The sequence below is a fragment of the Streptomyces sp. NPDC003247 genome (assembly GCF_042888135.1).
Classification (GTDB): Bacteria; Actinomycetota; Actinomycetes; order Streptomycetales; family Streptomycetaceae; genus Streptomyces.
The window spans coordinates 303,121-329,368 of record NZ_JBIAPF010000002.1 but is presented as its reverse complement, the minus strand read 5'-3'; the positions used below and the strand labels follow the sequence as shown (position 1 = coordinate 329,368).

The window sequence follows — 26,248 nt, the reverse complement described above, 5'->3', positions numbered from 1 at the left end:
ATCCGACCTCCCCCTTCGGAGATCTCACGGGGTTAACTGTCTGAGGTGGCGACCAGGTCGATCCGTCGTCGCGGGTGCCGGACCTGCCCGTCGCTGTGTTGGCACTCTCCTGGGGGGAGTGCCAGAGCTGAGACTATGACCGCGATTAGCACTCGGTCAAGCGGAGTGCCAATCCGGCGGGGCGCGGCGCGACTTTCGCCGGCGTGAGCGCCCCCGGCGGCCGGTGCCGAGCGCCGCTGCCTTCGGGTGCCGAGCGCCGCTGCCTTCGGGTGCCGAGCGCCGCTGCCTTCCGGTACCGGACCGCCGCGGCCTTCGGGGGCGGGACCCCGAGGCCTTCGGGTGCCGAGCGCCGCTGCCTTCCGGTGCCGGACCGCCGCTGCCTTCGGGGGCCGGACCGCACTGCCTTCCGGTGCCGGACCGCCGCTGCCGGTCGGTGCCGGGCCCCGCTGCCGGCCTGAACGGCCTCGTTCCCGATTGCCGATCGCCGGGCGGGCCGCATCTCGTAGCGTTCCGCCATGAGTTCCCGTTCCTCCGTCTCCGCAGTCTCCGCCGGCTGCTGCCTGGCGGGGCTCCTCGTGCCGGTGGAGGTCGCCTGCGGGTATCTGATCGCCGTGATCCTGGTGATGAGCGGGCGTCCGACGGCGCTGCTGGTCTACCTCGGCGTGGCCGGGGTGGCCGCGCTCGGCAGCGCCGTCGTGCTGTACCGGAAGGGGTATCCCGTCACCGGGGCGGCGCAGGCGGTGACGGGAGCGGTGTTGCTGGTGCTCGCCGTGCAGGTGTGGGCCCGCTGAACTCCCCCGGCGTCACACGTAGTCCTCCAGCCGCGCCACCGTCAGACCCTGTTCCTGGATCCGGCGCAGCAGGCGGGTCGTGCGTTCGCGCAGCGTCGGGCCCAGGGACTCGTCCGGGTCCACGGCGATGATGTCGCCGGGACGGAGGCTGTGGGTGCCGCGGGTGTAGGTGAGGTCGGCGGGGCCCATGGCGGCGCGCCAGAGGACGACCGCCGTGATGCCGCAGTCCGCGGCGGCGCGCAGGGTCGTGGTGTCGTACCTGCCGTAGGGCGGGCGGAAGAGGCGGGGGCGGACGCCGAAGCGGGCGTGGAGCTTCTCCTGCTGGCCGCAGATCTCGGCGCGCTGGCCGGTGTACGGCAGGCCGCGCAGGGCGGCGTGGTCGAGGGTGTGGTTCTGAAGGGTCGCGCCGACGGCGCGGAGGCGGGCGAAGTGCCCGTAGCCGGGGCCGACCACGCTGTCCGTGAGGAACATGGTGACCGGGAGGCGCAGGTCGCGGACCATGTCGACGAAGCGGGGGTCGCGTTCGGCGCCGTCGTCGTAGGTGAGGAAGACGACCCTGTCGCGGGTCGGGACGTGGTCGACGACCGGCGGGAGGGCCGTACCGCCGGGGCTGCCGGACAGGGGCCCGGAGGGGCGGGACGGGCGGGTGGGCGCGGGGGCCAGGGGGGCCGTCAGGCCCCAGCGGCGGTGGGGCGGGCCGGCGTCCGGACCGTGCGGGTGGACCCGTTCCGCCGCCTTCTTGCCCAGCCGTTCGATCGGGTCGACGGACTGGGCGCAGCCGGTCAGGGTCGCCAGGATCAGCAGTACGGCCAGCGGCCCCCGCGCTCTCACAGGTAGTCCTCCAGGCGTGCCACCGCGTATCCCTTCTCCGTGACCTTGTTCAGGAACCGGCGGATCATGTCGGGCATGGTGCCCTTCCAGTCGTCCCGGCCGCGGAAGTGGCTCAGGACGATGTCGCCGGGGTGGAGGTCGTGGTCCCACTCGCGGTACTCCCAGCGGTCGACGAAGACCTCCTCGCTCCAGAGTGGTACGTACCGCACGCCGCAGGTCTTCGCGGCGCGCAGGGTGGCCCGGTTGTAGTTCCCGAACGGCGGCCGGAAGAGGGCCGGGCGCTCGCCGTAGTGCTCCTCGATCACGTCCTGCATGCCGCAGATCTCCTGCTTCTGGCGCTGGTACGACAGGCTCGGCAGGTAGCGGTGGTGGAGGGTGTGGTTGTTCAGGCCGACCCCCGCGGCCTTCATCCTTTCGAAGTAGGCGTAGTCGTCCTTGACCAGGTAGTCGCTGAGGAAGGCGGTGTACGGGATCCGGAGCTCGGCCATCATGCGCAGGAACGCCGGGTCCTTCTCGGCGCCGTCGTCGAGGGTGAGGAAGACGACCTTGTCCCTGGTGGGGACGCGGGTGAAGACCGGCGGCAGCCCGAGGTCCTCGTGGTCCCTGACCTCGAAGCCGTCGCGGGTGGTGATGTGCGGCTTGCGGGCGGGGGGCGCGGGCGCGGCCAGGGGGACCTCGCGCAGGCCCCAGCGCTCCGCCGCGGCGGTCCGGGCCGCGTGGTCGGCGCGCAGCTTGTCGGCGTAGGAGTGCAGGGCGCGCTCCGGCGGTGCCTGACCGGCCTCCTGGCCGGCGGCGGGACGGCTACCGGCGGTGCCCGAGCCGCCCTGAGCGCAGCCCGAGGCGATGGCGGTCAGGGCGAGGACGGCGATGCCGCCCCGGATCCTCATGCGCCGCACCGCCTTTTTATCGTTTTGTACGACTGATCCCATGGCGCCGGATCCTCGCAGTCGCGGCCCGCGAACCCCGCCCGACACCCCGCCCGGCACCGCGGGCGGACGCGCACCGTCCACCGACTGGCCCACAATGAGCCGGTGAACGACCTCGCCCCGCTCCTCACCCCCGAGGGCCGCGCCCTCCTCGACGCCGTACGCGACACCGCCCCCGCGGACGAACTCGCCGTCGCCACCCGGCTGCGCCGCGACCACCCCGCCGCACTCGTCTCGGCCGCCCTCGGGCAGGCGCGGCTGCGGCAGCGGGCGGTGGCGAAGTTCGGGGCGCGGGACGCCGAGCGGATGTTCTTCACGCCGAACGGGGTCGAGCAGTCCACCCGCGCCTCGGTCGCCGCCCACCGCGCGGGGCGCCTGCGCGAACTGGGCGTCACCTCCGTCGCCGACCTGTGCTGCGGGATCGGCGGCGACGCCGTCGCGCTCGCCCGCGCCGGCATCCGGGTCCTCGCCGTGGACCGCGACCCGCTGACCGCGGCGGTCGCCCGGGAGAACGCCGCGGCCCTGGGGCTGAGCGATCTGATCGAGGTGCGGGAGGCCGACGTCACGGACGTCGACACGGCCGGGTACGACGCCGTGTTCGTGGACCCGGCCCGACGCGGGGGGCGCGGGCGCGTCTTCGACCCCGAGGCGTACTCACCGCCCCTGTCCTGGGCCGTCTCGGCCGCCCTGCGGGCCCCGCACGCCGCGCTGAAGGTCGCCCCCGGCATCCCGCACGAGGCGGTGCCCGACGGGGCGGAGGCCGAGTGGATCTCGGACGGCGGGGACGTGAAGGAGGCGGTGCTGTGGTTCGGGACCACACCGGGCGCCGTCCGCGCCACCCTGCTGCCCGGCCCGCGCACGCTCCTCGGCACCGGGCTGCCCGACCCCGGCGTCCGCCCCGTCGGCCGCTTCCTCTACGAGCCCGACGGCGCCGTCATCCGGGCGCACCTGGTGGCCGAGGTGGCCCGGGAGGTGGACGGCGGCCTGATCGACGAGACCATCGCCTACGTCACCGCCGACGAGGCGCGGCCCACGCCGTACGCCACCGCCTACGAGATCACCGACCGGCTGCCCTTCAACGTCAAGAAGCTGAAGGCGCTGCTGCGGGAGCGGGAGGTGGGGATCCTGACGGTGAAGAAGCGCGGGTCGGCGGTGGAGCCGGAGGAACTGCGGAAGAAGGTGAAGCCGCAGGGGCCGAACGCGGCGACGGTGTTCCTGACGCGGGTCGCGGGGGCGCCGACGATGCTGATCGGGGGGCCGGTCGGGGGCGCCGGTACCGCCGGGGGCGGTTCCGGCTCCTGACCGCGCCGGCCGGTCGGTCACCGAAGGCGGTGACGTGCCCCCGCCCGGGCCGGGGACGCCGGATCCGGGCACGGGGTGCGTGGTCCCGTGCGCTTCGGGCCGCGGCGGCGGGGTGGCTGGTCGCGCAGTTCCCCGCGCCCCTTTACGCAGGGCAGCTGACCGGGCGGCCAGTGGGAGCCCCCTGATTGCGGGCAGGGGGGCTGTGCGTTGCGGGCCGCGGCGGGTGGGTGGCTGGTCGCGCAGTTCCCCGCGCCCCTTTACGCCGGTCGCCTGACCGGCGTGACAGTGTCTGCCGGTGTCACCCCTGGGTGAGTGATGTCCACAGGTCGGTCGCCGCTGGTTCCTGGGGGACCACGCGGTTGGGGTCCGTCGGTGCGGTCACCACGGGCAGGGTGACGGTCGTGACGTGGGCCGACGACAGGCCCTTCAGGCTCTGGGCGAGTTCCGTCAGCTCGGCGAGGGAGTCCAGGCCGGTGTCGGTGGTGAGTCCGCCGGTGGCCGCGTCGGCGACGGAGTAGAGCCGGGTGGGGCTGGTGAGCAGGTCGGTGGCGGAGATCTGCTCCAGCAGGGCCTTCACCAGGGTCTGCTGGAGGCCTATGCGGCCGAGGTCGCTGCCGTCGCCGATGCCGTGCCGGGTGCGGGCCAGGGCGAGGGCCTGCGTGCCGTCGAGACGGTGGGTCCCGGCCGCGAGGCGCAGGTGGCTGTCCTCGTCGTCGATGTCCTCCTCGGTGGTCACGGTCACGCCGCCGAGCGCGTCCACGAGCTTCGCGAACCCCGAGAAGTCGACCTCGACGAAGTGGTCCATGCGGACGTTCGTCATCGACTCCACGGTCTTGACCGCGCAGACCGGGCCGCCCACCGCGTAGGCGGTGTTGAACATCACGCCGTACGCCTCCGCCGTCGAACCGCCGGACGGCAGCGGGCAGGACGGGCGGGTGACGAGGGTGTCGCGCGGGATGCTGACGACGGTGGCGCCGGTGCGGCCGGCGTCGAGGTGGACGACCATCGCCGTGTCGGAGCGCGCGCCCGTGCTGTCGCCGCCGCCGAGCTCCCGGTTCTCGGCTCCGCTGCGCGAGTCGGAGCCGAGGACCAGGATGTTGAGGGCCCCGGTGGGCAGCGGGGCGGCGGAGGCCGTACCGGACGGGGACGGGGTGGTCACCGCGCGCGCCGGACGGTCGTCGCCGAGCGCGTTGTCGAGGTCGACGCCCGTGATGTTGTCGTTGAGGTGCCAGTACACCCAGCCCGCCGCGGCGGCGCCCAGGACGAGGGTGACGGCGAGGGTGAGGCCGACGGCCCTGAGCGTTCTGGACCGCCGGCCCCGCTGTCCGTGCGCGTGTGCGTTCGCGTGTGCGTTCGCGTCGTGTCCCGTCACGGGAGGAACATAAGTTTGGATTATGAGCGGACTGTGAGGGATTGATTCGGAGTCTCTCAGACTTCCCGGAGCCCGGGCGGCCCGAGTCCCCGGCGCCCCCTCACCCCAGCGTCACCGTCGGCACCGGATTGCTCCCGCTCCACGACGCGTTGAAGCCGAACGTCACCGAACCGCCGTCGGGAACCGTCGCGTTGTACGAGGCGTTGGAACAGGTGACCGCCGCCCCCGACTGGGTGCAGTTCGCGTTCCAGGCCTGCGTGATCTGCTGCCCGGCCCCGTACGTCCAGTTCACCGTCCACGACGACAGCGCCGCCCCCGAGCAGGCGATCCGCACCTGCCCCGTGAAGCCGGTGTTCCACTGGCTGGTCACGCTGTACACCGCCGTGCACGCGCCCGTCGGCGGCGTCACGGTGCCCCCGAGCGCCTCGACGATCGCGTAGTACGCCGGTTTCGGCGCGAAGTTCTCGTCGTACGGCGTCGCCGCGCCCTGCCCCGGGAAGGTGCTCGGGATCCAGGAGTCGGAGTCGGTGAAGCCCCACACCGTGACGCCGGTGCACCGGGTCACCGCCAGGCAGGCGTTCATGACCGCCTTGTAGTCGGCGGCCTGCTGGGTGAGCTTGGCGCTGTCGGACGGCAACGTCATCCGGATGTCCAGCTCGGTGATCGCCACGTCGACGCCGAGGTCGGCGAAGCGCTGGATGTTCTGCTGGAGGGTGGACGGCACCTGGCCGAGGATCAGATGGGCCTGGAGGCCGACGCCGTCGATCGGGACGCCCTGCTCCTTCAGCGACTTGACCAGGTCGTACAGGGCGGTGGACTTCGCGTTCACGCCCTCGACGTTGTAGTCGTTGATGTAGAGCTTCGCGGCCGGGTCGGCGGCCCGCGCCCAGGTCAGGGCGTCGGCGATGTAGTCGGCGCCGAGGCCCTGGTACCAGAGGGTGGAGCGGTAGGTGCCGTCCTCGTTGAAGGGCTCGTTGACGACGTCCCAGGCGGCGACGCGGCCCTCGTAGCGGTCGACCTCGGTGGTGATGTGGTCCTGGAGCAGGGTGGCGAGCTGGGCGGAGGTCCAGCTGCCGTTGGTCAGCCAGCTCGGGTTCTGGCTGTGCCAGACGAGGGTGTGGCCGCGCACCTCCTGGTCGTGGGCCTCGGCGAAGTCCACGATCTGGTCGGCCTCGGCCCAGTTGAAGGTCCCCTGGGTCGGCTCGACCGAGCCCCACTTCATGGCGTTTCCGGGGGTGAGCCAGTTGAACTCCCCTCCCGCGATGTCACCGTAGGTGCCGGTGAGCTTGGAGCCGGTGACGGCCGTGCCCATGACCTTGCCCTGGGCGGCGGCGAGGTCGCGCAGCGGTTCGTCGGCCGCGTGGGCGGTCGTGGAACCGGCGGTGAGCAGGGCGCCGACGGCCGCGGCGCCGGCGCACAGGGCCGCCAGACGGCGCCGTAAGGATGGTGCGGAGGATCTCATGACAGGCCTCCGAAAGTTTCGGTCGTGCAACCGATTGACTTCGGAGGAGTGTGGAGGCGTCCTCCCCACCCGTCAATACGTCACCTTCAGGCCACCGGCGGCGCCGCCGTGCTCGTCCGCACCACCAGACTGGTCGCCAGCTCCACCCGGGTCGCCGCCGGCGCCTCCTCCGCGCGCCCCAGCTCCAGCACCAGCCGGGCGGCCGCCTCGGCCATCTCGGTCAGCGGCTGCCGCACGGTCGTCAGGGGCGGGCCCACCCAGCGGGCCACCGGCAGGTCGTCGAAGCCGACCACGCTGACGTCCTCGGGGATGCGCAGGCCCAGCTCACGGGCGGCCTCGTAGCAGCCGAGGGCCTGGAGGTCGTTGCCGGCGAAGACGGCGGTGGGCCGGTCGGGGCGGGCGAGCAGCTCACGCCCGAGCCGGTAGCCGGTCTCGTGGTGGAAGTCACCGGTCATGATCAGCCCCGGGTCGACCGGCAGCCCGGCCGTCTCCAGGGCCGCGCGGTAGCCGTCGACGCGGGCCCGGCTGCACATCATCTGCGCGGGTCCGCTGATCGCCCCGATCCGCCGGTGTCCCAGCTCGACCAGGTGCCGGGTGGCGGCGAGCCCGCCCTGCCAGTTGGTGGCGCCGATCGAGGGCACGTCCGCCCCCGGGTCGCCCGCCGGGTCCATCACCACGAACGGGATGGAACGGCTGGTCAGCAGCGCGCGCTGGGACTCGTCGAGCCCGGACAGCACGAGCACCACGCCGTGCGGGCGGCGGGCGGCGACCTGGTCGGCCCAGGTCCGCCCCGGCGTGAGCCGTCCCGCGCTCTCGCTCAGCACGACGCTCAGCCCGGCGTCCCGCGCGACGTTCTCGACGCCCCGGATGACCTCCATCGCCCAGGCGCTCTCCAGCTCGTGGAAGACCAGGTCGATCAACGGCGAGCGGGTCGCCTCGGCGCGCCGGCGCCGGTAGCCGTGGGCGCGCAGCAGCTCCTCCACGCGGGCGCGGGTCGCGGGCGCGACATCGGCACGGCCGTTGAGGACCTTCGAAACAGTCGGTGCCGAGACGCCGGCCTCTCGGGCGATCTCCGCGAGGGTCGCGGTCTGCCCCGCCGAACGCCGTGTCGGCCGGTCTTCCGTCCGCGTCTGCGCGGGCTCCGAGGGTGTCATGGCGGCGATCGTATCCCCGCACGACCTCTTGACGAACCCCTCGCCGGGCCTTAGGTTCCCGGAACATTCGAAGTGTATATCGAAACATTCGCACGATCGGTCCCCGACCGGTGGCTCACCGACCTCTGACAGGAGTTTCATGACCACCGCCCCCTGGCGTGACCCCGCCCTGCCCGCCGCCGCCCGTGTCGACGACCTCCTCTCCCGGATGACCCTCGAGGAGAAGACCGCCCAGCTGTACGGCGTGTGGGTCGGCGCCGCGACGGACGGCGACGGAGTCGCCCCGCACCAGCACGACATGACCGCCGACTACGACTGGGCCGAACTGATCACCCACGGGCTCGGCCAGCTCACCCGCTCCTTCGGCACGGCCCCCGTGGACCCGGCGGTCGGTGCCCGCGCCCTGGCCCTGGCCCAGCGCAGGATCACCGAGGCGGGCCGCTTCGGCATCCCCGCCGTCGCGCACGAGGAGTGCCTGGCCGGCTTCACCGCCTGGCGGGCCACCGCCTACCCGGTCCCGCTCGCCTGGGGCGCCGCCTTCGACCCGCCGCTGGTGGAGGAGATGGCCCGGCAGATCGGCCGCGACCTGCGCGCCGTCGGCGTCCACCAGGGCCTCGCGCCCGTCCTGGACGTCGTACGGGATCCGCGCTGGGGGCGGGTCGAGGAGACGATCGGCGAGGACCCGTACCTGGTGGGCACGGTCGGCGCGGCCTATGTGCGCGGCCTGGAGTCGGCCGGTGTCGTCGCCACGCTCAAGCACTTCGCCGGGTACGCCTCCTCGGCGGGCGCCCGCAACCTGGCGCCCGTCCGGGCGGGCACCCGCGAGTTCGCGGACGTGACGCTGCCGCCGTTCGAGATGGCGCTGCGCGAGGGCGGGGCCCGCTCGGTGATGGCCGCCTACACGGAACGCGACGGCGTCCCGGCCTCCGCCGACCCGGAGCTGCTGACCGCTCTCCTGCGCGAGGAGTGGGGCTTCACCGGCACGGTGGTCGCCGACTACTTCGGCATCGGCTTCCTCCAGACCCTGCACCGCGTGGCGGGCACCCCCGCGGAGGCGGCCCGGCTGGCCCTGGAGGCCGGCGTCGACGTGGAGCTGCCGACGGTGAAGTACTACGGCGAGGCCCTCGTGGCGGCCGTACGGGACGGGCAGGTCCCGCAGGACCTGGTCGACCGGGCCGCCCGCCGCGTCCTGCTCCAGAAGTGCGAGCTGGGCCTGCTGGACGCGGACTGGCGGCCGGAGCCGGCCGAGCCGGTGCCGGCCCGGCTCGACTCCCCCGCCAACCGGGCGGTGGCCCGCCGGCTGGCGGAGGAGTCGGTGGTGCTTCTGGACAACCCGGACGGCCTGCTGCCGCTGTCCCCGGACAGCCGGGTCGCCGTCGTCGGCCCCCGGGCGGCGGACGCGCTCGCGATGCTCGGCTGCTACTCCTTCCCCTCCCACGTCCTCACCCACCACCCCGAGGTGGAGCTCGGCATCGACATCCCGACTCTGCTGGAGTCGCTGCGCACCGAGCTGCCCGACGCCAAGGTGACGTTCGCGGAGGGCTGCCCGGTCTCCGACCCGGACCGGTCGGGCTTCGAGGAGGCGGTGGCGAGGGCCTCCGAGGCGGACGTGTGCGTGGCCGTCCTGGGCGACCGGGCGGGCCTGTTCGGCCGGGGCACCTCGGGCGAGGGCTGCGACGTGGCCGACCTGCGCCTGCCGGGCGTCCAGGGTGAGCTGCTGGACGCCCTCGTGGCGACGGGCGTCCCGGTGGTCCTGGTCCTCCTCACCGGCCGCCCCTACGCCCTCGGCCGCTGGCACGGCCGGCTGGGCGCCGTCGTCCAGGCCTTCTTCCCCGGCGAGGAGGGGGGCCCGGCGGTCGCGGGGGTGCTGTCGGGCCGCGTCAACCCCTCGGGCCGGCTGCCCGTGAGCGTGCCCCGCGTGGTGGGCGGCCAGCCGTGGACGTACCTCCAGCCGCCCCTGGGCCTGGCCGACGAGGTCAGCAGCCTGGACCCGACGCCGCTGTACCCGTTCGGGTACGGGAGGTCGTACACGACGTTCGCGTGGGAGGACGCCGAGACCCCGGACGCGGAGATCGGCACCGACGGCTTGTACGACCTGTCCGTGACCGTCCGCAACACCGGCGACCGGCCGGGCGCCGAGGTCGTCCAGCTCTATCTGCACGACCCGGTGGCGAGCGTGACCCGGCCCGACGTACGGCTCGTCGGCTACCAGCGGGTCGCGCTGGAACCCGGCGGGTCGGCCCGCGTGACCTTCCGCTTCCACACCGACCTGTCGGCGTTCACCGACCGCGCGGGCCGGCGGGTGGTCGAACCCGGGGCGCTGGAACTGCGGCTGGGGGCGTCCAGCGCGGACGTGCGCCACACGGCCCGTCTGACCCTGACCGGGCCGGTACGGGAGGCGGGAGCGGGGCGGAGGCTGCGGTGCGAGGTGGGGGTGGAGGTGGATGCGGGAGCGGAGTCGGTAGTGGGGACGGAGGCGGAGACTCAGGTGGAGGCGGAGGCGGCGGAGGCGCCCCCGGAGCGCGCCTGAGGCGCTCCGGGGGGTGCCTCGGGGGCGCTCCGGGGGGTGCCTCGGGGGCGCTCCGGGGGGTGCCTCGGGGGCGCTCCGGGGGCCTCGGGGGCGCGCCCTCCGGGGGCCCCTCGGGGGCCGCTCCAAGGGGTGCCTTCGGGGGCGCCTCGGGGGGCCTCGGGGGGTGCCTCGGGGATGGAGGGGCGCTCCGGGCCGGAGGTCCTACTCCTCCACCGCCTCGAACCGCCAGCGGTGCACCGACCGGCTCACCAGCTCCCCGTCCGGCTCGGGCAGTTCGGGCACGTCGGCGTCGTACTCCGCGTCCCACCACGTGATGACCAGCACCCGGTCCTGCGGGGCGCGGAGGACCTCGCGGCGCAGGGGTGCGGGCGAGAGCCGCTGCCCGCGCACCCACGCCAGCAGCTCCGCCCCGCGGCCCTGTGCCGCCCGGGCCTCCCACATCAACGCGACCGTCATGACGTGATCCTCACGAGTAGAGGTTGGTCTCGCCGACCTCGTGGACGTGGTCGTGACCGTGGCCGGCGCCATGTCCGTGGCCGGCGCCATGGCCGTGGCCTGCGCTGTGGTCGTGGTTCCGGCCGGGCACGTGCGGGTCGGTCACCGGGAGGGACGAGTCCGCCGACAGGTCCCAGGCGGACGCGGCCCGGCCACGGGCGACCATCTCCGCGCCGAGGGCGGCGACCATCGCGCCGTTGTCCGTGCACAGCTTGGGGCGCGGCACGCGCAGCCGGATGCCGGCCGCCTCACAGCGCTCCTGGGCCAGGGCGCGCAGCCGGGAGTTGGCGGCCACACCGCCGCCGATCATCAGGTGGTCGACGCCCTCGTCGCGGCAGGCCCGTACGGCCTTGCGGGTCAGGACGTCGACGACCGCCTCCTGGAAGGACGCCGCCACGTCACGCACCGGGACCTCCTCCCCCGCCGCCCGCCGGGCCTCGATCCAGCGGGCGACCGCCGTCTTCAGGCCGGAGAAGGAGAAGTCGTAGACCGGGTCGCGCGGGCCGGTCAGGCCGCGCGGGAACGCGATCGCCGCCGGGTCGCCCTCGCGCGCGTACCGGTCGATGACCGGGCCGCCCGGGAAGCCCAGGTTCAGCACGCGGGCGATCTTGTCGAAGGCCTCGCCCGCCGCGTCGTCGATGGTCGCGCCCATCGGGCGGACGTCGGAGGTGATGTCCGAGGAGAGCAGCAGGGAGGAGTGGCCGCCGGAGACCAGCAGTGCCATCGTCGGCTCCGGCAGCGGGCCGTGCTCCAGCTGGTCCACGCAGATGTGGGAGGCGAGGTGGTTGACGCCGTACAGCGGCTTGCCGAGCGCGTAGGCGTACGCCTTCGCCGCCGACACGCCGACCAGCAGGGCGCCCGCCAGCCCCGGCCCCGCCGTCACCGCGACGCCGTCCAGGTCCTTCGCCGAGACGCCCGCCTCCTTCAGCGCCCGGTCGATGGTCGGGACCATCGCCTCCAGGTGGGCCCTGCTGGCCACCTCCGGCACGACCCCGCCGAAGCGGGCGTGCTCGTCGACGCTGGACGCGATGGCGTCCGCCAGCAGGGTGGTGCCGCGGACGACGCCGACGCCGGTCTCGTCGCAGGACGTCTCGATGCCGAGGACGAGGGGTTCGTCAGCCATTGATCTCGGTTCCTTGTACTGATGTCGGTTCGTCGGCCGAGCCGCTGTCGGATGCTGTGACCAGGCGCATGACCAGGGCGTCCACGTTCCCGGGCTGGTAGTAGCCGCGCCGGAAGCCGATGGGTTCGAAGCCGAAGCGCTCGTAGAGCCGCTGGGCGCGGACGTTGTCGACCCTGCACTCCAGCAGGACCTCGGCGACCTCGAAGGCGGTCGCGGCGCGCAGCAGTTCGGTGAGGAGCCGGGCGCCGAGGCCGGTGCCCTGGCGGTCACGGGCGACGGCGATCGTCTGCACGTCGGCGCCCGCGCCGCCCCCGCCGTCGTCACCGCCGGAACCGCCGTCGGAACCGCCGTCGGAGGCGGCGCCGGAGCAGGCCAGGCCCGCGTAGCCGACGATCCGGCCCTCGGCCTCGGCCACGACGTAGCGGCGGGTCGCCTCGGGGCCCCGGGAGTGCGCCAGCTCGGACCAGAACATGCCGCGCGACCAGGCGTCCTCGGGGAAGAGGTCCTTCTCCAGTTCCAGTACGGCGTCGATGTCCCACCAGCGCATCTCGCGCAGGGCGGGGGCGCCGGGCCGGGGGGTGCCGGACTCGGCGGTACCGGGCCGGAGGGTGCCGGGCTCGGCGGCGCCGGGCTCGGCGGCGCCAGGCTGGACGGCGCCAGGCTGGACGGCGCCGGGCTGCGGGGCGCCGGACTGCGGGGCGCCGGGCTCGTTGCCGCCCGGTTCACCGGCCGGGCCGGACCGGGGGGCGTCGGGCTCGGGAACGTCGGACTCGGTCACTTGGGGGTGACCACCTTGTAGTTCTTGGGGACCTGCGCGTCCGGGCGGCGCAGGTACAGCGGGCGCGGCGCCGGAAGTTCCGCACCGGCGGCGAGCCGCTCGGCGGCCAGCGCGGCGAGGGCCGCGGCGGAGACGTGCTCCGGCTCGTGCGCCTGGGGGAAGGTGTCGGGGTAGAGCAGCGCGCCCGCGCCGACGGCGGGCAGCCCGGCCACCCGGTCGGCGATGTCGGCCGGGCGGTCGACGGCCGGCTCCGTGACCCGGGTGCGGGAGTCGGCGTAGCGCGCCCAGTAGACCTCCTTGCGGCGGGCGTCGGTGGCCACGACGAAGGGGCCGTCCAGGTCGGCGGCGTAGGCGAGGCCGTCGAGGGTGCACAGACCGTGCACGGGGACGCCGAGCGCGAGGCCGAAGGTGTCGGCGGTCATCAGACCGACGCGCAGCCCGGTGTACGGGCCGGGGCCGATGCCGACGACGATCCCGGTGACGGCGTCGAGCGCGCGTCCCGCGTCGGCGAGCAGACGGTCGACGGCCGGCAGCAGCAGCTCGCCGTGCCGGCGCGCGTCCACCTGGCTCGACGAGGCGATGACGGCCGTGCCGTCGTGCAGGGCGACGGTCACGGCGGGGGTGGCTGTATCCAGAGCGAGCAAGAGCACGCAAACAGCCTACGGCTCCTCGGGCCCGTGTCGGACGTCCAGTGGTCCCGGTGCGGGACGTCCCGGCTGCTAACGTCGCCGCGGGGGACGAAGTACGATAAAAGAGGTGGTCGCCGGTGGCAGGAAGCAGCGCGACGGTCGTGGCCGGGCTCACCGCGGCGGCCGTCTGCACGGTCGGGTTCCTCGCCCTCCAGGCGTCGGCGAACGTGCCCGACGCCCTCGACCGGTCCTCTCCGGACCCGGCCGCCGCGGCGCCGAAGGCCCCCCGGGACAAGAACAACCCCACCGCGCTCCCGTCCGGCTCCGGTGCGGGTGAGCGGGTCGTGTACTCGGTGGACGACGACCGGGTGTGGCTGGTCGGCGAGGACGGCGCGGTCCAGCGGACGTTCCGGGTCACCCCGGGCACGGTGGACCCACTGCCGGGGACCTACGCGGTCACCTCCCGCTCGAAGGGCATCACCGGCACGGACGGCACGCCGGTCGAGCACGTGGTGCGGTTCAGCACCGTGGACGGGGTGGTCGTCGGCTTCAGCGCGGCCGTGGACGGCTCGCTGCGGGCGCCCGACCCGGCGATGCGCACGGGCGGGATCCGCGAGGCGCGCGCGGACGGCGAGGCGATGTGGGCGTTCGCGACGATCGGGGAGCAGGTCGTCGTGATCCGGTGACGGGGGTGACGGGAGACGGCCGATCCGATCCCGTCGGCGGAGGGCGAGGGCACGGCGCCGGTGGCTGGGAGCTGGCGCCAAAAAGCCGCCGGGTGACGCGTTACGCCGCTTCCCGGTGGTGCCGCACTCGCGCCTCGGCGACGGCGGACCGCACGGGCCCGGTGACGGGCCCGGGCTCGGACTCGGGTGCGCGCGGCGGGCGGGACACCGCCTCGGCGGCCGCGCAGGACGCCAGCAGATCCCGCATGGAGACCCCGGCGAGGGCGGAGGGGCGCGACGGGACGTCGGACCTCTGGGGCTCGATGGCCGGCATGGACGCCTCCTGGGGGCCGGGGCGGGCCTGGTTAGGTACACCTAACTAGGGACTGGATACCATGTGACCACGGGCGGGACGCCGGACGCAACATCATGCCGACGTCTTGTCGGAATCTTCATACGAACGCCAGAAGGACAGGGCAGGGGTGAGCCCGTCGGGGACGGACTCACCCCTGCCCTGTCGAACGGCGATCCGCGACCGCCGTGGAGACCGCCGTGGAGACCGGTCCTCAGCCGCCCGGAACGTCCGTCCGGGCCGCGCTCAGGCCGCCAGCACGCTCAGGTCCGCCGAGGCCCACCGCTCCCCCAGCCCGGTGACCGTCACCTGCCGCACCTCGTCCGTCGTGTCGCCGACGGCCCGGTGGATCCGTACCTGGAGCCGCTCGTCGGTCAGTTCCTCGACCTTGCCCTCGCCCCACTCCACGACCACCACCGACTCGGGCAGGGACACGTCGAGGTCGAGGTCCTCCATCTCGTCGAGCCCGCCGCCCAGGCGGTACGCGTCGACGTGGACGAGCGGCGGGCCGTCCCCGAGGGACGGGTGGACGCGGGCGATCACGAACGTCGGGGAGGTGACCGCCCCGCGCACGCCGAGCCCTTCGCCGAGACCGCGTGTCAGGGTCGTCTTGCCCGCGCCGAGCTCCCCGCTGAGCATCACGAGGTCGCCGGCGCGCAGCAGCTTGGCCAGGCGGCGGCCCAACTCGCGCATCTGCTCGGGAGAGTTGACGATCAGCTCGGTCTCAGCCGGGTTGTGCGGTGCTGCTGGTGCTTCCATAGCCACCCACGGTAGCCCCTGCGGGCACGGCGCCCGCGCGGGTGAGCAGGTCGGCGAGGCGGTCGGTGACCGCTTCCGGGTGTTCCAGCATCACCAGGTGCCCGGCGTCCGGGACGAGCACCAGCTCGGCGTCCGGCAGCAGGTCGGCGATGGCCTCGCTGTGCTCGCTGGGTGTGACGAGGTCGCCGATGCCGGCCAGCACCAGCACCGGCATGTCCGTGAAGCGGGCGAGCGCCTCGGTCTTGTCGTGGTCGGTGAAGGCGGGGTAGAACTCGGCGACCACGTCGATCGGCGTGCCCTCGATCATCCGCTCGGCGAACCGGGCGACGGCCGGGTCGACGTCCCGGGACGCGAACGAGTACCGCTTGACGACCCCGGCGAACAGGTCCGCGGTGGCCCGCCGCCCCTTCTCCACCAGCTCGGCCCGCTGCCCCAGCAGCTTCAGCACCCCGGGCAGGACCCGCCGTACGGCGTTGACCCCCGCGACCGGCAGTCCGAAGTTGACCTCGCCGAGCCGCCCGGAGGACGTACCGACGAAGGCGGTGGCGACGACCCGCTCACGGATCAGCTCGGGGTACTGCGCGGCCAGCGCCATCACCGTCATGCCGCCCATGGAGTGCCCGACGAGCACGATCGGCCCCTCCGGCGCGGCCGCGTCGACGACGGCCTTCAGATCGCGTCCCAGCTGGTCGATGGTGACCGGCACCCCGTCGTGGAGCTGGGCCGCCCCGCGCGCGGAGCGCCCGTGGCTGCGCTGGTCCCAGTGCACGGTCCGGACGACGCCCCGCAGCGCGGCGCGCTGGAAGTGCCAGGAGTCCTGGGTGAGGCAGTAGCCGTGGCTGAAGACGACGGTGACGGGGAGGGGGGCCTTGCGGCCGAAGAGCCGGCGCCGCCGGTTCGCCGGTCCGCCCTGCGGCTCGACGTCGTCGACCTCGTAGTACAACTCGGTGCCGTCGTCGGCGAAGGCCTTGCCGGGGGTGCCGCGCAGGGCGCCGTACGGTCCCGCCGCGTCGAGGGCGAGCCGTGCCTTCGCGCGCATGCCCCGGCCCACGGTCATCCGCTCCAGCGCGACGCCGGCCGCGGCGCCCGCGGCGATCACGCCTATCGCGGCGCCGGCGACGCCGGTCGCCCGGCGCCAGTTCCCGGCCGCCCCCGGGGCGGAGGCGGCGACGGCCGCCGAGACGGCGCTCGCCACCGCCTCCGCACTGCTCTCGCTCACGTACCGCTCCTCCTCGGCCGACGCCAGGTGTTGCTGCTGTTGCCGCACTACTGCTGTTGCTACTGCTGTTGCTGCTGTTGTGACTGCTGTTGCCCACAAAGCGCACGCATGCGCACGGCATGCGCACGGCATGCGTACGGCACGCATGCGCGGGACATGAGTGAACCAGCCGCGGACGTCGCCCCCGAAGGTCCCCCCGCCGGGGGGACTACCCGTCCCGGTCCCCGTTCACGTAGACGCGGGGAACCCTCGTTCCGATGCGCGTGACGATCTCGTACCCGATGGTCCCCGCGGCCTGCGCCCAGTCCTCCGCGGTGGGCTCGCCGCGGTCACCGGGTCCGAACAGCACCGCCTCGGCGCCCGGCCCGGGGTCGTCGCCGCCGAGGTCGACGACGAACTGGTCCATCGCGATCCGCCCCGCGGCCGTACGCCACTTGCCGGCGACGAGCACCGGGCCGGTGCCGGACGCGTGCCGGGGGACGCCGTCGGCGTATCCGAGGGGAACCAGACCGAGGGTGGTCTCGCCCGGGGTCGTGTAGTGGTGGCCGTAGCTGACGCCGTGCCCGCCGGGGACGTGCTTCACCAGGGCCAGGGAGGCCGCGAGGGTCATCACCGGCCGCAGGCCGAGATCGGCGGCCGAGCCGACCTCGGGGCTGGGCGAGAGGCCGTACATGGCGACGCCCGGGCGGACGAGGTCGAAGTGGGCCGCGGGAAGGGTGAGCGTGGCCGGGGAGTTGGCGATGTGCCGCACCTCGGGCCGTACGCCCTGCCCCTCGGCGTACGCCACCATCTCGCGGAAGCGCGAGAGCTGGGCCGCGTTGGAAGGGTGGCCGGGTTCGTCGGCGCAGGCGAAGTGGGACCACAGCCCGGTGACCCGGACGAGTCCGTCGCCCTCCGCGCGCAGCGCCTCGGCGACCAGGTCGGGCCAGTCGGCGGGCTGGCATCCGTTGCGGCCCAGCCCCGTGTCGGCCTTGAGCTGCACCCGGGCCGTCCGCCCGGCGAGCCGGGCCGCCTCGACGGCCTCGCGCAGCGCCCACAGGCCGCTCACGGACACGTCGAGGCCGGCCTCGATCGCCTCCCGCCAGGGCCCGCCCGGCGTCCACAGCCAGCACATGATCCGCACGCCGGCCGGCAGTCCGGCCTCCGCGCGCAGCGCGAGCGCCTCCTCGGGAGTGGCGGTGCCGATCCAGGTGGCCCCGGCCTCCACGGCGGCCCGGGCGCACGGCACCGCGCCGTGGCCGTACCCGTCGGCCTTCACCACGGCCATGAACGCCGCCCCCGGCGCCTTGGCGCGCAGGGTCCGCACGTTGGCCCGCAGCGCGGCCAGGTCGATCTCGGCGCGGGCGCGCGGCGGGGCGGGGGTCGGCTGTGCAGTCTCACTCATCGCGCCCAGTGTCTCAGAGCGCCCGGAAAGCCCCTAAGAGCCGGGCCCACGGCCCCCACGCACGCCCCCTGGCGCTACGACGCCCCTCCAGGGGCGCCCACCGCCCACGGCCCACCCGTACGCACCCTGGCGCGGGGGCGCCCACCCCGCCGGCCCGCCTCCCCCGCACGCACGCCCCTGAGAGCCCCCACCGCCCGTCTCAGAACCCGCCCCGCCCCCGGTACGCCCCCGGTACGCACCCTCCGCTCGCCGCCGAACACGGCCCCACGCCCCCCACTCCGGCACGCCCCGCGGCCCTCCCCGGCGCGCCCTCGACCCACCAGCCCGGCCCCTCACTCCCACGTCACGTCCCTCCAGGCCGATCCCCGCAGCCCTCTCCAGCGCGCCCCGACCGAGCACACCCGAGACCCCCCGCCCCCGCCCCCCCGTCACCGACGCCCTCCGGCCCGGCCCCTCACCCCCGCGTCACGTCCCGCCAGGCCCGCGCCACGGCCTCGGCCACGTCGTGTGCGCCCACCGGTGCCCCGCGGGCCGCGAACCGCCCCGCCAGCCCGTGCAGATACGCGCCCACGCTCCCCGCGTCCGCCGCCGACAGCCCCGCCGCCAGCAGCGACCCCGCCAGCCCCGACAGCACGTCACCGCTGCCGGCCGTGGCCAGCCACGACGTCCCGGTCGGGTTCACCCGTACGGGTCCTCGCCCGGGGTCCGCGACCAGCGTCGTCGACCCCTTCAGCAGCACCGTCGCCCGGTAGCGCCCCGCCAGTTCCCGCACGGCGGCCAGCCGCCCCGCCTCGACGTCCTCCCGCGCCACGCCGAGCAGCGCGGCCGCCTCCCCCGCGTGCGGGGTCATCAGCGTCGGCGCCCTACGGCCCCGGACCGCCTCCGGCTCCGCCAGCCGCAGCGCGTCCGCGTCGATCAGCACCGGCACGTCGGCGGCCAGCACCTCGGCCACCGTCGCCGCGTCGTCGCCGACGCCCGGCCCGACGACCCACGCCTGCACCCGCCCGGCGTGCGCGGGCCCCTGGTCGGAGACGAGCGTCTCCGGGAAGCGGGCGATGACGGCCTCCGCGGCCGGCCCGACGTACCGCACGGCACCCGCCCCGCCGCGCAGCGCGCCGGCCACGGCCAGCACGGCGGCCCCCGGGTAGCGGGCCGATCCGGCGGCGACACCGACCACACCCCGCCGGTACTTGTCGCTCTCGGCACCCGGCACCGGCAGCAGCGCCGCCACGTCCGCGTGCTGCAAAGCCTCCAGCTCGGGCTCGGCGGGCAGTTCCAGTCCGATGTCGACGAGCCGCACCGACCCGGCGTACTCCCGCGCCGGATCGATCAGCAGACCCGGCTTGTGCGTGCCGAAGGTGACGGTGAGGTCGGCCCGGACGGCGGCGCCCCGCACCTCCCCGGTGTCCGCCTCCACCCCGCTCGGCAGGTCGACGGCGACGACGACGGCCCCCGACCCGGCGGCCAGCGCGGCGAGCGGAGCCGCGTCCTCCCGCAGGCCGCCCCGCCCGCCGATCCCGACGATCCCGTCGACCACCAGGTCGGCACGGCGCAGCAGGCCCGCGGCGGCGCTCGCCGGGACCGTCCGGCCGCCCGCCCGCAGCAGGGCCGCCAGTCCCCCGGGGTGGGTCCGCTCCGGCGCGAGCAGCACGGCGCTCACCCCGGCGCCGCGCCGGGCCAGCCGGGCACCCGCGTACAGGGCGTCGCCGCCGTTGTCCCCGCTGCCGACGAGCAGCACGACCCGGCTGCCGTACACCCGCCCCAGCAACTCCGCACAGGCGGCGGCGAGTCCGGCGGCGGCCCGCTGCATCAGCGCGCCCTCCGGCAGACGGGCCATCAGCTCCCGTTCGACGGTCCTGACCGTGTCCACGCAGTAGGCAGTACGCATGGCCCTACCTCTACCGCCCTACCACTCGCCGCACACCTGCCACTCCCCACGCACCTGCCACAGAGCACACGCCTACCCCTCCGCCACCACCACCGCCGAGGCGATCCCCGCGTCATGGCTGAGCGACACATGCCAGGACCGTACTCCCAGCTCCGCGGCGCGCGCCGCGACGCTCCCCCGCACACGCAGCCGTGGCTGCCCGCTGTCCTCCACGTACACCTCCGCGTCGGTCCACAGCAGTCCCGCCGGTGCCCCCAGCGCCTTGGCCACCGCCTCCTTCGCCGCGAACCGCGCCGCCAGCGAGGCGACCCCCCTGCGCTCCCCGCTCGGCAGCAGCAACTCGCTCTCGATGAACAGCCGTTGCGCCAGCGCGGGCGTCCGCTCCAGGGACGCCGCGAACCGCTCGATCTCCGCCACGTCGATGCCGACCCCGATGATGCTCATGCCGAGCACCCTACGGCCGGGCCCGCCCGCCCCCGCCGCCCACACGGCTGTCGGTGGTGGCTGCTAGCCTGCGGCGATCTCGGCACGATCATCACAGCAATGACACAAGCAACCGCCGCGCACCCGGGGCCAGCCCGCGCGCCGCGGAGGGCGACGCCAGGGGGCGGGGAATGAGCAGCACCAGCGGCAGATCCACGGGCTTACCGGGGCCGACCTTCGATCCGTACGACAACGCTCCCGAGCTGGTCCCCCTGCGCGACGCCGCGCGGGCCGGCGACTGGCCCGCCGTCCAGGCCTGCTTCAGGCGATTCCGCTCCGTCGACGAGGTCTCCTCCGCCGCCTCGGTCCTGGCGGACATCACCGGCGTCAGGAAACTCCTGGAGCGGGCCGTCGCCGAGTCCCCCGGCGACCCGCTGCCCCGCACGCTGCTCGCCCACCGATATGTCTCCCTCGGCTGGGACATCCGCGGCAGCGCCCGCGCACAGCACGTCTCGCGGAGCCAGTTCGAGCGGTTCCATGCCTGGCTGCGCCGGGCCGAACAGCTGCTGATCGAGGTGTGCGCCGAACAGCCGGCGTACGCCCCCGCCTGGACGGTCCGGCTGATGACCGCGCGCGGCCTGGAACTGGGCCAGGCCGAGGCGCGCCGCCGCTACGACCGGCTGTCCGCCCACCACCCGCACCACTACGCCGCGCAGACGCAGCTGCTCCAGCAGATCTGCCCCAAGTGGGGTGGCTCCTGGGACGCGGCGCACGGCTTCGCCCGGGAGTGCGCGGCCGCCGCCCCCGACGGGACGAACGCCGGTGCCCTGGTCGCGCTCGCCCACGTCGAGCACTGGCTGGATCTGGAGGGCACCGAGGGCGGGGCGTACATGCGGGGTGTGCCGGTCCGCGACGACCTGCGCTTCGCCGCCCAAGTCTCCGTCCTGCACCCGTCGTACCGTCCCGACGGGAACGCGATCGGGGCGCACAGTGCGTTCGCGTTCGCCTTCTCCATCGGCGGTCACTTCGCGGACGCGGCCCCGCACTTCGCCTTCCTCGGCGATCGCGCGTCGGAGTTCCCGTGGCAGTACACGAACGACCCGAGGGCCTCGTTCCTGAAGTTCCGCAAGTCCGCGACGAACGCCTGAGGGGGCACGGGCACATGACCACCGAACTGCACGACCACGACGACCTCGCGGCCCTCGACGGACTGCTCTCCCACACCGTCGTCCAGGGCATCCCCACTCTCCACGCCCCCTCCTCCGGCAACGAGATCACCGCCGGACTGTTCTTCCGGGTGGGCCGCGCCGACGAGACCCTGGCCACCGCCGGCATCACCCACCTCGTCGAACACCTCGCCCTGCACCGCTTGGGCCTGTCCGACCTGCACCACAACGGCGCGACGGCGAACGTCTACACCCTCTTCCACGTCACCGGCGGCGAGGAGGAGGTCGTCTCCCACCTCAACAGCGTGTGCGCGGGGCTGCGGGACCTGCCGATGGAGCGGCTGGAGACCGAGAAGGAGATCCTGCGCACCGAGGCCGCCGGACGCAACGGCGGCCCCCACTCCCAGCTCCCGCTGTGGCGGTACGGCGCCCGGGGCTACGGCCTGTCCAGCTACAACGAGCTCGGCACCTGGAGCCTCACCCCCGACCAGGTGCGCGACTGGGCGCGGACCCGCTTCACCCGGGACAACGCGGTGCTGTGGATCACCAGCGGACAGGTGCCCGAGGGGCTCGACCTCTCCCTGCCCGAGGGCCGCCGCTTCCCGGCGCCGGAGGCGACCTGCGCGCTGCCCGTCACCCCCGCCTACATCCACGGCGACGACGGCCACGTCGTCCTCACCTCGGTGCTGCGCCGCTCCACGGCGGCCTCCGTCTTCGCGGACGTCCTCGGCCGGGCCCTCTTCCAGGACCTGCGCCAGGAGGGCGGCTACTCCTACTCGGCGGAGGCCGACTACTCCCCGCGCGACGCCGACTTCGCCACTCTCACCGCGTACGCCGACTCCCTCCCGCAGAAGCAGGACGCGGTGACAGGCGGCTTCGTCGACACCCTCGCCCGGCTGCGGGCGGGCCGCATCGAACAGTCCGAACTGGACTCCGTGCGCGGCAAGCTGCTCAAGATGTACGACACGCCCGACCTCGGGGCCGCCTCGCTCCCGTCGTACGCCCTGAGCCTGCTGCTGGGGCACCGCGTCCTCTCCCCGGACCAGCACCGGGCCGAACTGAACGCGGTGACCATCGCCGACCTGCACGCGGTCGCCCAGGAGGCATGGAGCACCGCCCTGCTCCAGGTGCCCGGCCGCGGGGTGGACTGGGCGGGCGCCACCCTGGCCCCGCAGTACTCCACGAGCGCCGTCACCGGCACCCGGCACCAGTCGCTGGAGGACGAGCGGATCACCATGGTGATCGGCACCGAGGGCGTGACCCTGACGACTCCCAAGGGCCCGGTCACCGTCCGCTACGACGCCTGTGCCGCGATGACCGCGCGCCCCGACGGCGCCCGCGCCCTCACCGGCCACGACGGCTTCTCGGTCAACGTCGAGCCGACCCTCTACCGGTCGGTCACCCCGGAACGGGTCGCGGCGATCGACGCGGCCGTACCGGCGGAGTCGGTGGTCCGCATGCCGGCCCGCGAACCGGAGAACATCCCCCGGCCCCGAGAACGGACGCCCGCCCCGGGCTCGTCCGCCTCCCGCCGTCCCACCTGGGGCTGGACCCTGGCCCTGTGGACCGTCGGCCTGCTCGCCGCCGTGTGGGGTCTGCTGGTCGCGCTGATCACCTCGGACGAGGCCGCCGCCCCAGCACCGGAGTGGGACGCGGTCACCGTCATGTGGATCCAGGAGACACTGCTCCTGCTGATCACATGGAAACTGCGCAAGGCCCGCAGCCACAGAAAATGACCGCGCCCGGGGCGCCCGCGGTATCCGAGGCCGCCCCGGGATCGCCGCAGGCGCTCAGGGGCGCGGGGAAGCGCGCGACCAGCCACACCCGACCAGCACCCGCACCCCCGCTTCCTCGGGCGCTCAGGGGGCGCGGGGAACTGCGCGACCAGCCACACCCCACCCGCACCCGCCACCAGCCCCCGACCCCGCCCCGCCCCAGAGCCCGCCCCCAGCCCCGCCCCTCCCGAGGCACCCCCTACTCCACGGTGACCGACTTGGCCAGGTTCCGCGGCTGGTCCACCTCGTTCCCCCGAGCCGTCGCCAGCTCGCACGCGAACACCTGCAACGGAACCGTCGCCACCAGCGGTTGCAGCAGCGTCGGCGTCACCGGGACCCGTACGAGATGGTCGGCGTAGGGGACGACCGCCTCGTCCCCCTCCTCCGCGATCACGATGGTGCGCGCGCCCCGGGCCCGGATCTCCTGGATGTTGGACACGATCTTGTCGTGCAGCACGGACCGCCCCCGCGGCGACGGCACGACCACGACGACCGGCAGGTCCTCCTCGATCAGCGCGATCGGCCCGTGCTTCAGCTCGCCCGCCGCGAAGCCCTCGGCGTGCATGTACGCCAGTTCCTTCAGCTTGAGCGCGCCCTCCAGCGCCACCGGATACCCCACGTGCCGCCCGAGGAAGAGCACGGTGTTCTTCGCGGCGAGCGACCGCGCCAGCTCCCGCACCGGCTCCATGGTCTCCAGCACCCGCTCGACGTCACCGGGGATCCGCGCGAGGTCGCGGACGACGTCCCGGATCTCGTCCGCCCACTTGGTGCCCCGCACCTGGCCCAGGTACAGCGCCACGAGGTAGCAGGCCACCAGCTGCGTCAGGAAGGCCTTCGTCGAGGCGACCGCCACCTCCGGCCCGGCGTGCGTGTACAGCACCGCGTCCGACTCGCGCGGGATGGTCGACCCGTTGGTGTTGCAGATCGCCAGCACCTTGGAGCCCTGCTCGCGGGCGTGCCGCAGCGCCATCAGCGTGTCCATGGTCTCGCCGGACTGCGAGATGGCGATGACCAGCGACCGGGGGCCCAGGATGGGATCCCGGTAGCGGAACTCGCTGGCCAGCTCCACCTCGCACGGGATCCGCGTCCAGTGCTCGATGGCGTACTTGGCGATCATCCCCGCGTGGAAGGCCGTACCGCACGCGACGATGACGACCTTGTCCGCCTGGCGCAGCTCGGCCGCGGAGATGCGCAGCTCGTCGAGGGTCAGCGCGCCGGAGGCGTCGATGCGCCCCAGCAGCGTGTCGGCGACCGCCTTGGGCTGCTCGGCGATCTCCTTGAGCATGAAGTAGTCGTAGCCGCCCTTCTCCGCGGCCGACGCGTCCCAGTCGATGTGGTACGAGCGCACGTCGGCCGGCCGGCCGTCGAAGCCGGTCACCGTCACCCCGTCCCGGCGCAGCTCCACGACCTGGTCCTGGCCCAGCTCGATCGCCGACCGGGTGTGGTCGATGAACGCGGCGACGTCCGAGGCGAGGAAGGCCTCGCCCTCGCCGACGCCCACCACGAGCGGCGAGTTCCGCCGCGCCCCCACGACCACGTCCGGCTCGTCGGCGTGCACCGCGACCAGCGTGAACGCCCCTTCGAGCCGCCGGCACACCAGCCGCATGGCCTCCGCGAGGTCGGCCGTGGCGGAGAACTCCTCGGCGAGCAGATGGGCCACGACCTCGGTGTCGGTCTCGGAGACCAGCTCGTGGCCGCGCTCGGCCAGTTCGGCCCGCAGCACCGCGAAGTTCTCGATGATCCCGTTGTGCACGACGGCGACGCGCCCGGCGTTGTCGAGATGGGGGTGGGCGTTGGCGTCGGTCGGCGCGCCGTGCGTCGCCCACCGGGTGTGCCCGATCCCCGTCGACCCGGCCGGCAGCGGCCGCTCCTTGAGCTCCTTCTCCAGGTTGACGAGCTTGCCCGCCCGCTTGGCGGCGGCGAGCCCCCCGTCGGCCGGCACGGCGACGCCCGCCGAGTCGTACCCCCGGTACTCCAGCCGTTTCAGCCCGGCGGTCACGACATCGAGCGCCGACTGCGACCCCACGTATCCCACGATTCCGCACATGCGCGGCAGCCTACGGCCGATCCCCGTCCGGAAAAGCCCTTCGCGTGCCCGATTCCGGAAATTCCCGCGCCCGTACGACCCCCCGAACCGCTTCGATCGGCCCTGGGCGTCCCGTGGCCGCCCGGCGGCGTGACGGACCCCACCCGCCATCCCGTTCAGACTCCGTTAACAATGGACTGTGATCTCTCCGGTCTCCCCGATGCCCCGGAGCGCCCACCGGCACAGGCCGGAGGCGACTCCCTACGTCGACCTCACCCGCTGCGAGTGGAGCGCGCTGCGCGACAAGACGCCGCTGCCGCTGACCGCCGACGAGGTCGAGCGACTGCGCGGCCTCGGCGACGTCATCGACCTGGAGGAGGTGCGGGACATCTACCTCCCGCTGTCCCGTCTCCTCAACCTCTACGTCGGCGCCACCGACGGTCTGCGCGGCGCCCTCAACACCTTCCTGGGGGAACAGGGCTCCCAGGCGGGCACGCCGTTCGTCATAGGGGTCGCCGGCTCGGTCGCGGTGGGCAAGTCGACGGTCGCCCGCCTCCTCCAGGCCCTCCTCTCCCGCTGGCCGGAGCACCCTCGCGTGGAGCTGGTCACCACCGACGGCTTCCTGCTGCCCACCAAGGAGCTGGAGGCCCGCGGCCTGATGTCGAGGAAAGGTTTCCCCGAGTCCTACGACCGCCGCGCCCTGACCCGCTTCGTGGCCGACATCAAGGCCGGCAAGGACGAGGTCACGGCCCCCGTCTACTCACACCTGATCTACGACATCGTCCCGGACCAGAAGCTCACCGTCCGCCGCCCGGACATCCTGATCGTGGAGGGCCTGAACGTCCTCCAGCCCGCCCTCCCGGGCCAGGACGGCCGCACCCGCGTCGGCCTCGCCGACTACTTCGACTTCAGCGTGTACGTCGACGCCCGCACCGAGGACATCGAGCACTGGTACCTGAGCCGCTTCCGCAAGCTGCGCGAGACGGCCTTCCAGAACCCGTCCTCCTACTTCCGCAAGTACACGCAGGTCTCCGAGGAGGAGGCCCTCGACTACGCCCGCACGATGTGGCGCACCATCAACAAGCCGAACCTGGTGGAGAACATCGCCCCCACCCGCGGCCGCGCCACCCTCGTCGTCCGCAAGGGCCCGGACCACAAGGTGCAGCGGCTCGGTCTCCGCAAGCTGTAGGAGCCGGTG

The 26,248-nt window shown here is 74.2% G+C and carries 23 protein-coding genes; 7 read left to right on the top strand and 16 right to left on the bottom strand.

What is annotated here, in order from left to right; all coding sequences use genetic code 11:
• Positions 1-515: 515 nt before the first annotated feature.
• Positions 516-791: a hypothetical protein gene (locus ACFYWQ_RS06450; protein WP_389513370.1), complete on the top strand. Its 276-nt coding sequence runs from the start codon at positions 516-518 to the stop codon at positions 789-791.
• A gap of 12 nt (positions 792-803) precedes the next feature.
• Here the strand turns inward: ACFYWQ_RS06450 and ACFYWQ_RS06445 are convergent, their stop codons facing one another.
• On the bottom strand, positions 804-1,622 hold the full coding sequence (locus tag ACFYWQ_RS06445) for a polysaccharide deacetylase family protein (RefSeq protein WP_389513368.1): 819 nt from the start codon (positions 1,620-1,622) through the stop codon (positions 804-806).
• Positions 1,619-2,551: a polysaccharide deacetylase family protein gene (locus ACFYWQ_RS06440; RefSeq protein WP_389513366.1), complete on the bottom strand. Its 933-nt coding sequence runs from the start codon at positions 2,549-2,551 to the stop codon at positions 1,619-1,621. The genes ACFYWQ_RS06445 and ACFYWQ_RS06440 overlap by 4 nt, the downstream gene beginning before the upstream one ends.
• Positions 2,552-2,653: 102 nt before the next feature.
• Here ACFYWQ_RS06440 and ACFYWQ_RS06435 point away from each other — a divergent pair, with 102 nt between their 5' ends.
• Entirely contained in the window at positions 2,654-3,850 is a 1,197-nt protein-coding gene (locus ACFYWQ_RS06435; RefSeq protein ID WP_389513364.1) for a methyltransferase domain-containing protein, read from the top strand.
• A 298-nt stretch (positions 3,851-4,148) separates the two neighbouring features.
• Here ACFYWQ_RS06435 and ACFYWQ_RS06430 read toward each other — a convergent pair whose 3' ends face one another.
• The 3 genes from ACFYWQ_RS06430 to ACFYWQ_RS06420 all read right to left on the bottom strand — a co-directional run bounded on the left by ACFYWQ_RS06430 (position 4,149) and on the right by ACFYWQ_RS06420 (position 7,838).
• Entirely contained in the window at positions 4,149-5,222 is a 1,074-nt protein-coding gene (locus ACFYWQ_RS06430) for an LCP family protein (RefSeq protein ID WP_389513362.1), read from the bottom strand.
• Positions 5,223-5,322: 100 nt separating this feature from the next.
• A complete protein-coding gene (locus ACFYWQ_RS06425) occupies positions 5,323-6,684 on the bottom strand; it encodes an endo-1,4-beta-xylanase (RefSeq protein ID WP_389513360.1) in 1,362 nt (453 codons plus the stop codon).
• An 86-nt stretch (positions 6,685-6,770) separates the two neighbouring features.
• Complete coding sequence (locus ACFYWQ_RS06420; RefSeq protein WP_389513358.1) at positions 6,771-7,838, bottom strand: LacI family DNA-binding transcriptional regulator; 1,068 nt, start codon at positions 7,836-7,838, stop codon at positions 6,771-6,773.
• A gap of 139 nt (positions 7,839-7,977) precedes the next feature.
• Here ACFYWQ_RS06420 and ACFYWQ_RS06415 point away from each other — a divergent pair, with 139 nt between their 5' ends.
• Complete coding sequence (locus tag ACFYWQ_RS06415; protein WP_389513356.1) at positions 7,978-10,368, top strand: glycoside hydrolase family 3 N-terminal domain-containing protein; 2,391 nt, start codon at positions 7,978-7,980, stop codon at positions 10,366-10,368.
• 201 nt (positions 10,369-10,569) lie between these two features.
• Here ACFYWQ_RS06415 and ACFYWQ_RS06410 read toward each other — a convergent pair whose 3' ends face one another.
• The 4 genes from ACFYWQ_RS06410 to tsaB all read right to left on the bottom strand — a co-directional run bounded on the left by ACFYWQ_RS06410 (position 10,570) and on the right by tsaB (position 13,414).
• Entirely contained in the window at positions 10,570-10,824 is a 255-nt protein-coding gene (locus ACFYWQ_RS06410) for a hypothetical protein (protein WP_389513354.1), read from the bottom strand.
• 10 nt (positions 10,825-10,834) lie between these two features.
• Complete coding sequence (gene tsaD / locus ACFYWQ_RS06405; protein WP_389513352.1) at positions 10,835-11,986, bottom strand: tRNA (adenosine(37)-N6)-threonylcarbamoyltransferase complex transferase subunit TsaD; 1,152 nt, start codon at positions 11,984-11,986, stop codon at positions 10,835-10,837.
• Positions 11,979-12,533 carry a GNAT family N-acetyltransferase gene (locus ACFYWQ_RS06400; RefSeq protein ID WP_389514356.1) on the bottom strand — a complete coding sequence of 185 codons (555 nt, stop codon included), beginning with the start codon at positions 12,531-12,533 and terminating at the stop codon, positions 11,979-11,981. The genes tsaD and ACFYWQ_RS06400 overlap by 8 nt, the downstream gene beginning before the upstream one ends.
• Before the next feature lie 227 nt (positions 12,534-12,760).
• Positions 12,761-13,414: a tRNA (adenosine(37)-N6)-threonylcarbamoyltransferase complex dimerization subunit type 1 TsaB gene (gene tsaB / locus ACFYWQ_RS06395; RefSeq protein WP_389513349.1), complete on the bottom strand. Its 654-nt coding sequence runs from the start codon at positions 13,412-13,414 to the stop codon at positions 12,761-12,763.
• A 116-nt stretch (positions 13,415-13,530) separates the two neighbouring features.
• On the opposite strand from tsaB, the gene ACFYWQ_RS06390 reads away from it, so the two are divergent.
• Positions 13,531-14,079, top strand: a complete 549-nt coding sequence (locus ACFYWQ_RS06390) for a hypothetical protein (RefSeq protein WP_389513347.1) — start codon at positions 13,531-13,533, stop codon at positions 14,077-14,079.
• Positions 14,080-14,179: 100 nt separating this feature from the next.
• On the opposite strand, the gene ACFYWQ_RS06385 is transcribed toward ACFYWQ_RS06390, so the two are convergent.
• The 6 genes from ACFYWQ_RS06385 to ACFYWQ_RS06360 form a co-directional block, all read right to left on the bottom strand.
• Positions 14,180-14,392 (bottom strand): hypothetical protein, encoded by a 213-nt coding sequence (locus ACFYWQ_RS06385; RefSeq protein WP_389513345.1) that lies wholly within the window; start codon positions 14,390-14,392, stop codon positions 14,180-14,182.
• Between the two features lie 264 nt (positions 14,393-14,656).
• Positions 14,657-15,169, bottom strand: a complete 513-nt coding sequence (tsaE, locus tag ACFYWQ_RS06380) for a tRNA (adenosine(37)-N6)-threonylcarbamoyltransferase complex ATPase subunit type 1 TsaE (RefSeq protein WP_389513344.1) — start codon at positions 15,167-15,169, stop codon at positions 14,657-14,659.
• Positions 15,135-16,388: an alpha/beta fold hydrolase gene (locus ACFYWQ_RS06375; protein ID WP_389513343.1), complete on the bottom strand. Its 1,254-nt coding sequence runs from the start codon at positions 16,386-16,388 to the stop codon at positions 15,135-15,137. The genes tsaE and ACFYWQ_RS06375 overlap by 35 nt, the downstream gene beginning before the upstream one ends.
• Before the next feature lie 208 nt (positions 16,389-16,596).
• Positions 16,597-17,772: an alanine racemase gene (gene alr / locus ACFYWQ_RS06370; protein WP_389513342.1), complete on the bottom strand. Its 1,176-nt coding sequence runs from the start codon at positions 17,770-17,772 to the stop codon at positions 16,597-16,599.
• A 454-nt stretch (positions 17,773-18,226) separates the two neighbouring features.
• Positions 18,227-19,660, bottom strand: a complete 1,434-nt coding sequence (locus tag ACFYWQ_RS06365) for an NAD(P)H-hydrate dehydratase (protein ID WP_389513340.1) — start codon at positions 19,658-19,660, stop codon at positions 18,227-18,229.
• Positions 19,661-19,732: 72 nt separating this feature from the next.
• On the bottom strand, positions 19,733-20,104 hold the full coding sequence (locus ACFYWQ_RS06360; protein WP_389513338.1) for a holo-ACP synthase: 372 nt from the start codon (positions 20,102-20,104) through the stop codon (positions 19,733-19,735).
• 170 nt (positions 20,105-20,274) lie between these two features.
• Between ACFYWQ_RS06360 and ACFYWQ_RS06355 the strand changes: the two genes are divergently transcribed.
• Positions 20,275-21,231 carry a hypothetical protein gene (locus ACFYWQ_RS06355; RefSeq protein ID WP_389513336.1) on the top strand — a complete coding sequence of 319 codons (957 nt, stop codon included), beginning with the start codon at positions 20,275-20,277 and terminating at the stop codon, positions 21,229-21,231.
• 14 nt (positions 21,232-21,245) lie between these two features.
• Positions 21,246-22,985: a M16 family metallopeptidase gene (locus ACFYWQ_RS06350; protein ID WP_389513334.1), complete on the top strand. Its 1,740-nt coding sequence runs from the start codon at positions 21,246-21,248 to the stop codon at positions 22,983-22,985.
• A 238-nt stretch (positions 22,986-23,223) separates the two neighbouring features.
• Here the strand turns inward: ACFYWQ_RS06350 and glmS are convergent, their stop codons facing one another.
• Positions 23,224-25,071: a glutamine--fructose-6-phosphate transaminase (isomerizing) gene (gene glmS / locus ACFYWQ_RS06345; protein ID WP_389513332.1), complete on the bottom strand. Its 1,848-nt coding sequence runs from the start codon at positions 25,069-25,071 to the stop codon at positions 23,224-23,226.
• Between the two features lie 199 nt (positions 25,072-25,270).
• Between glmS and coaA the strand changes: the two genes are divergently transcribed.
• Entirely contained in the window at positions 25,271-26,239 is a 969-nt protein-coding gene (gene coaA / locus ACFYWQ_RS06340; protein WP_389513330.1) for a type I pantothenate kinase, read from the top strand.
• Positions 26,240-26,248 lie beyond the last annotated feature (9 nt).

Excerpts from the sequence above, each read along its gene's own strand:
- ACFYWQ_RS06350 (WP_389513334.1), top strand. The coding sequence starts at position 21,246 with ATGACCACCGAACTGCACGACCACGACGACCTCGCGGCCCTCGACGGA.
- ACFYWQ_RS06450 (WP_389513370.1), top strand. The coding sequence starts at position 516 with ATGAGTTCCCGTTCCTCCGTCTCCGCAGTCTCCGCCGGCTGCTGCCTG.
- tsaD (WP_389513352.1), bottom strand. The coding sequence starts at position 11,986 with ATGGCTGACGAACCCCTCGTCCTCGGCATCGAGACGTCCTGCGACGAG.
- ACFYWQ_RS06425 (WP_389513360.1), bottom strand. The coding sequence starts at position 6,684 with ATGAGATCCTCCGCACCATCCTTACGGCGCCGTCTGGCGGCCCTGTGC.
- ACFYWQ_RS06420 (WP_389513358.1), bottom strand. The coding sequence starts at position 7,838 with ATGACACCCTCGGAGCCCGCGCAGACGCGGACGGAAGACCGGCCGACA.
- alr (WP_389513342.1), bottom strand. The coding sequence starts at position 17,772 with ATGAGTGAGACTGCACAGCCGACCCCCGCCCCGCCGCGCGCCCGCGCC.
- ACFYWQ_RS06385 (WP_389513345.1), bottom strand. The coding sequence starts at position 14,392 with ATGCCGGCCATCGAGCCCCAGAGGTCCGACGTCCCGTCGCGCCCCTCC.
- ACFYWQ_RS06360 (WP_389513338.1), bottom strand. The coding sequence starts at position 20,104 with ATGAGCATCATCGGGGTCGGCATCGACGTGGCGGAGATCGAGCGGTTC.
- ACFYWQ_RS06365 (WP_389513340.1), bottom strand. The coding sequence starts at position 19,660 with ATGCGTACTGCCTACTGCGTGGACACGGTCAGGACCGTCGAACGGGAG.
- ACFYWQ_RS06355 (WP_389513336.1), top strand. The coding sequence starts at position 20,275 with ATGAGCAGCACCAGCGGCAGATCCACGGGCTTACCGGGGCCGACCTTC.
- glmS (WP_389513332.1), bottom strand. The coding sequence starts at position 25,071 with ATGTGCGGAATCGTGGGATACGTGGGGTCGCAGTCGGCGCTCGATGTC.
- ACFYWQ_RS06415 (WP_389513356.1), top strand. The coding sequence starts at position 7,978 with ATGACCACCGCCCCCTGGCGTGACCCCGCCCTGCCCGCCGCCGCCCGT.
- ACFYWQ_RS06400 (WP_389514356.1), bottom strand. The coding sequence starts at position 12,533 with ATGCGCTGGTGGGACATCGACGCCGTACTGGAACTGGAGAAGGACCTC.
- coaA (WP_389513330.1), top strand. The coding sequence starts at position 25,271 with ATGCCCCGGAGCGCCCACCGGCACAGGCCGGAGGCGACTCCCTACGTC.
- tsaE (WP_389513344.1), bottom strand. The coding sequence starts at position 15,169 with ATGGAAGCACCAGCAGCACCGCACAACCCGGCTGAGACCGAGCTGATC.
- ACFYWQ_RS06440 (WP_389513366.1), bottom strand. The coding sequence starts at position 2,551 with ATGGGATCAGTCGTACAAAACGATAAAAAGGCGGTGCGGCGCATGAGG.
- ACFYWQ_RS06410 (WP_389513354.1), bottom strand. The coding sequence starts at position 10,824 with ATGACGGTCGCGTTGATGTGGGAGGCCCGGGCGGCACAGGGCCGCGGG.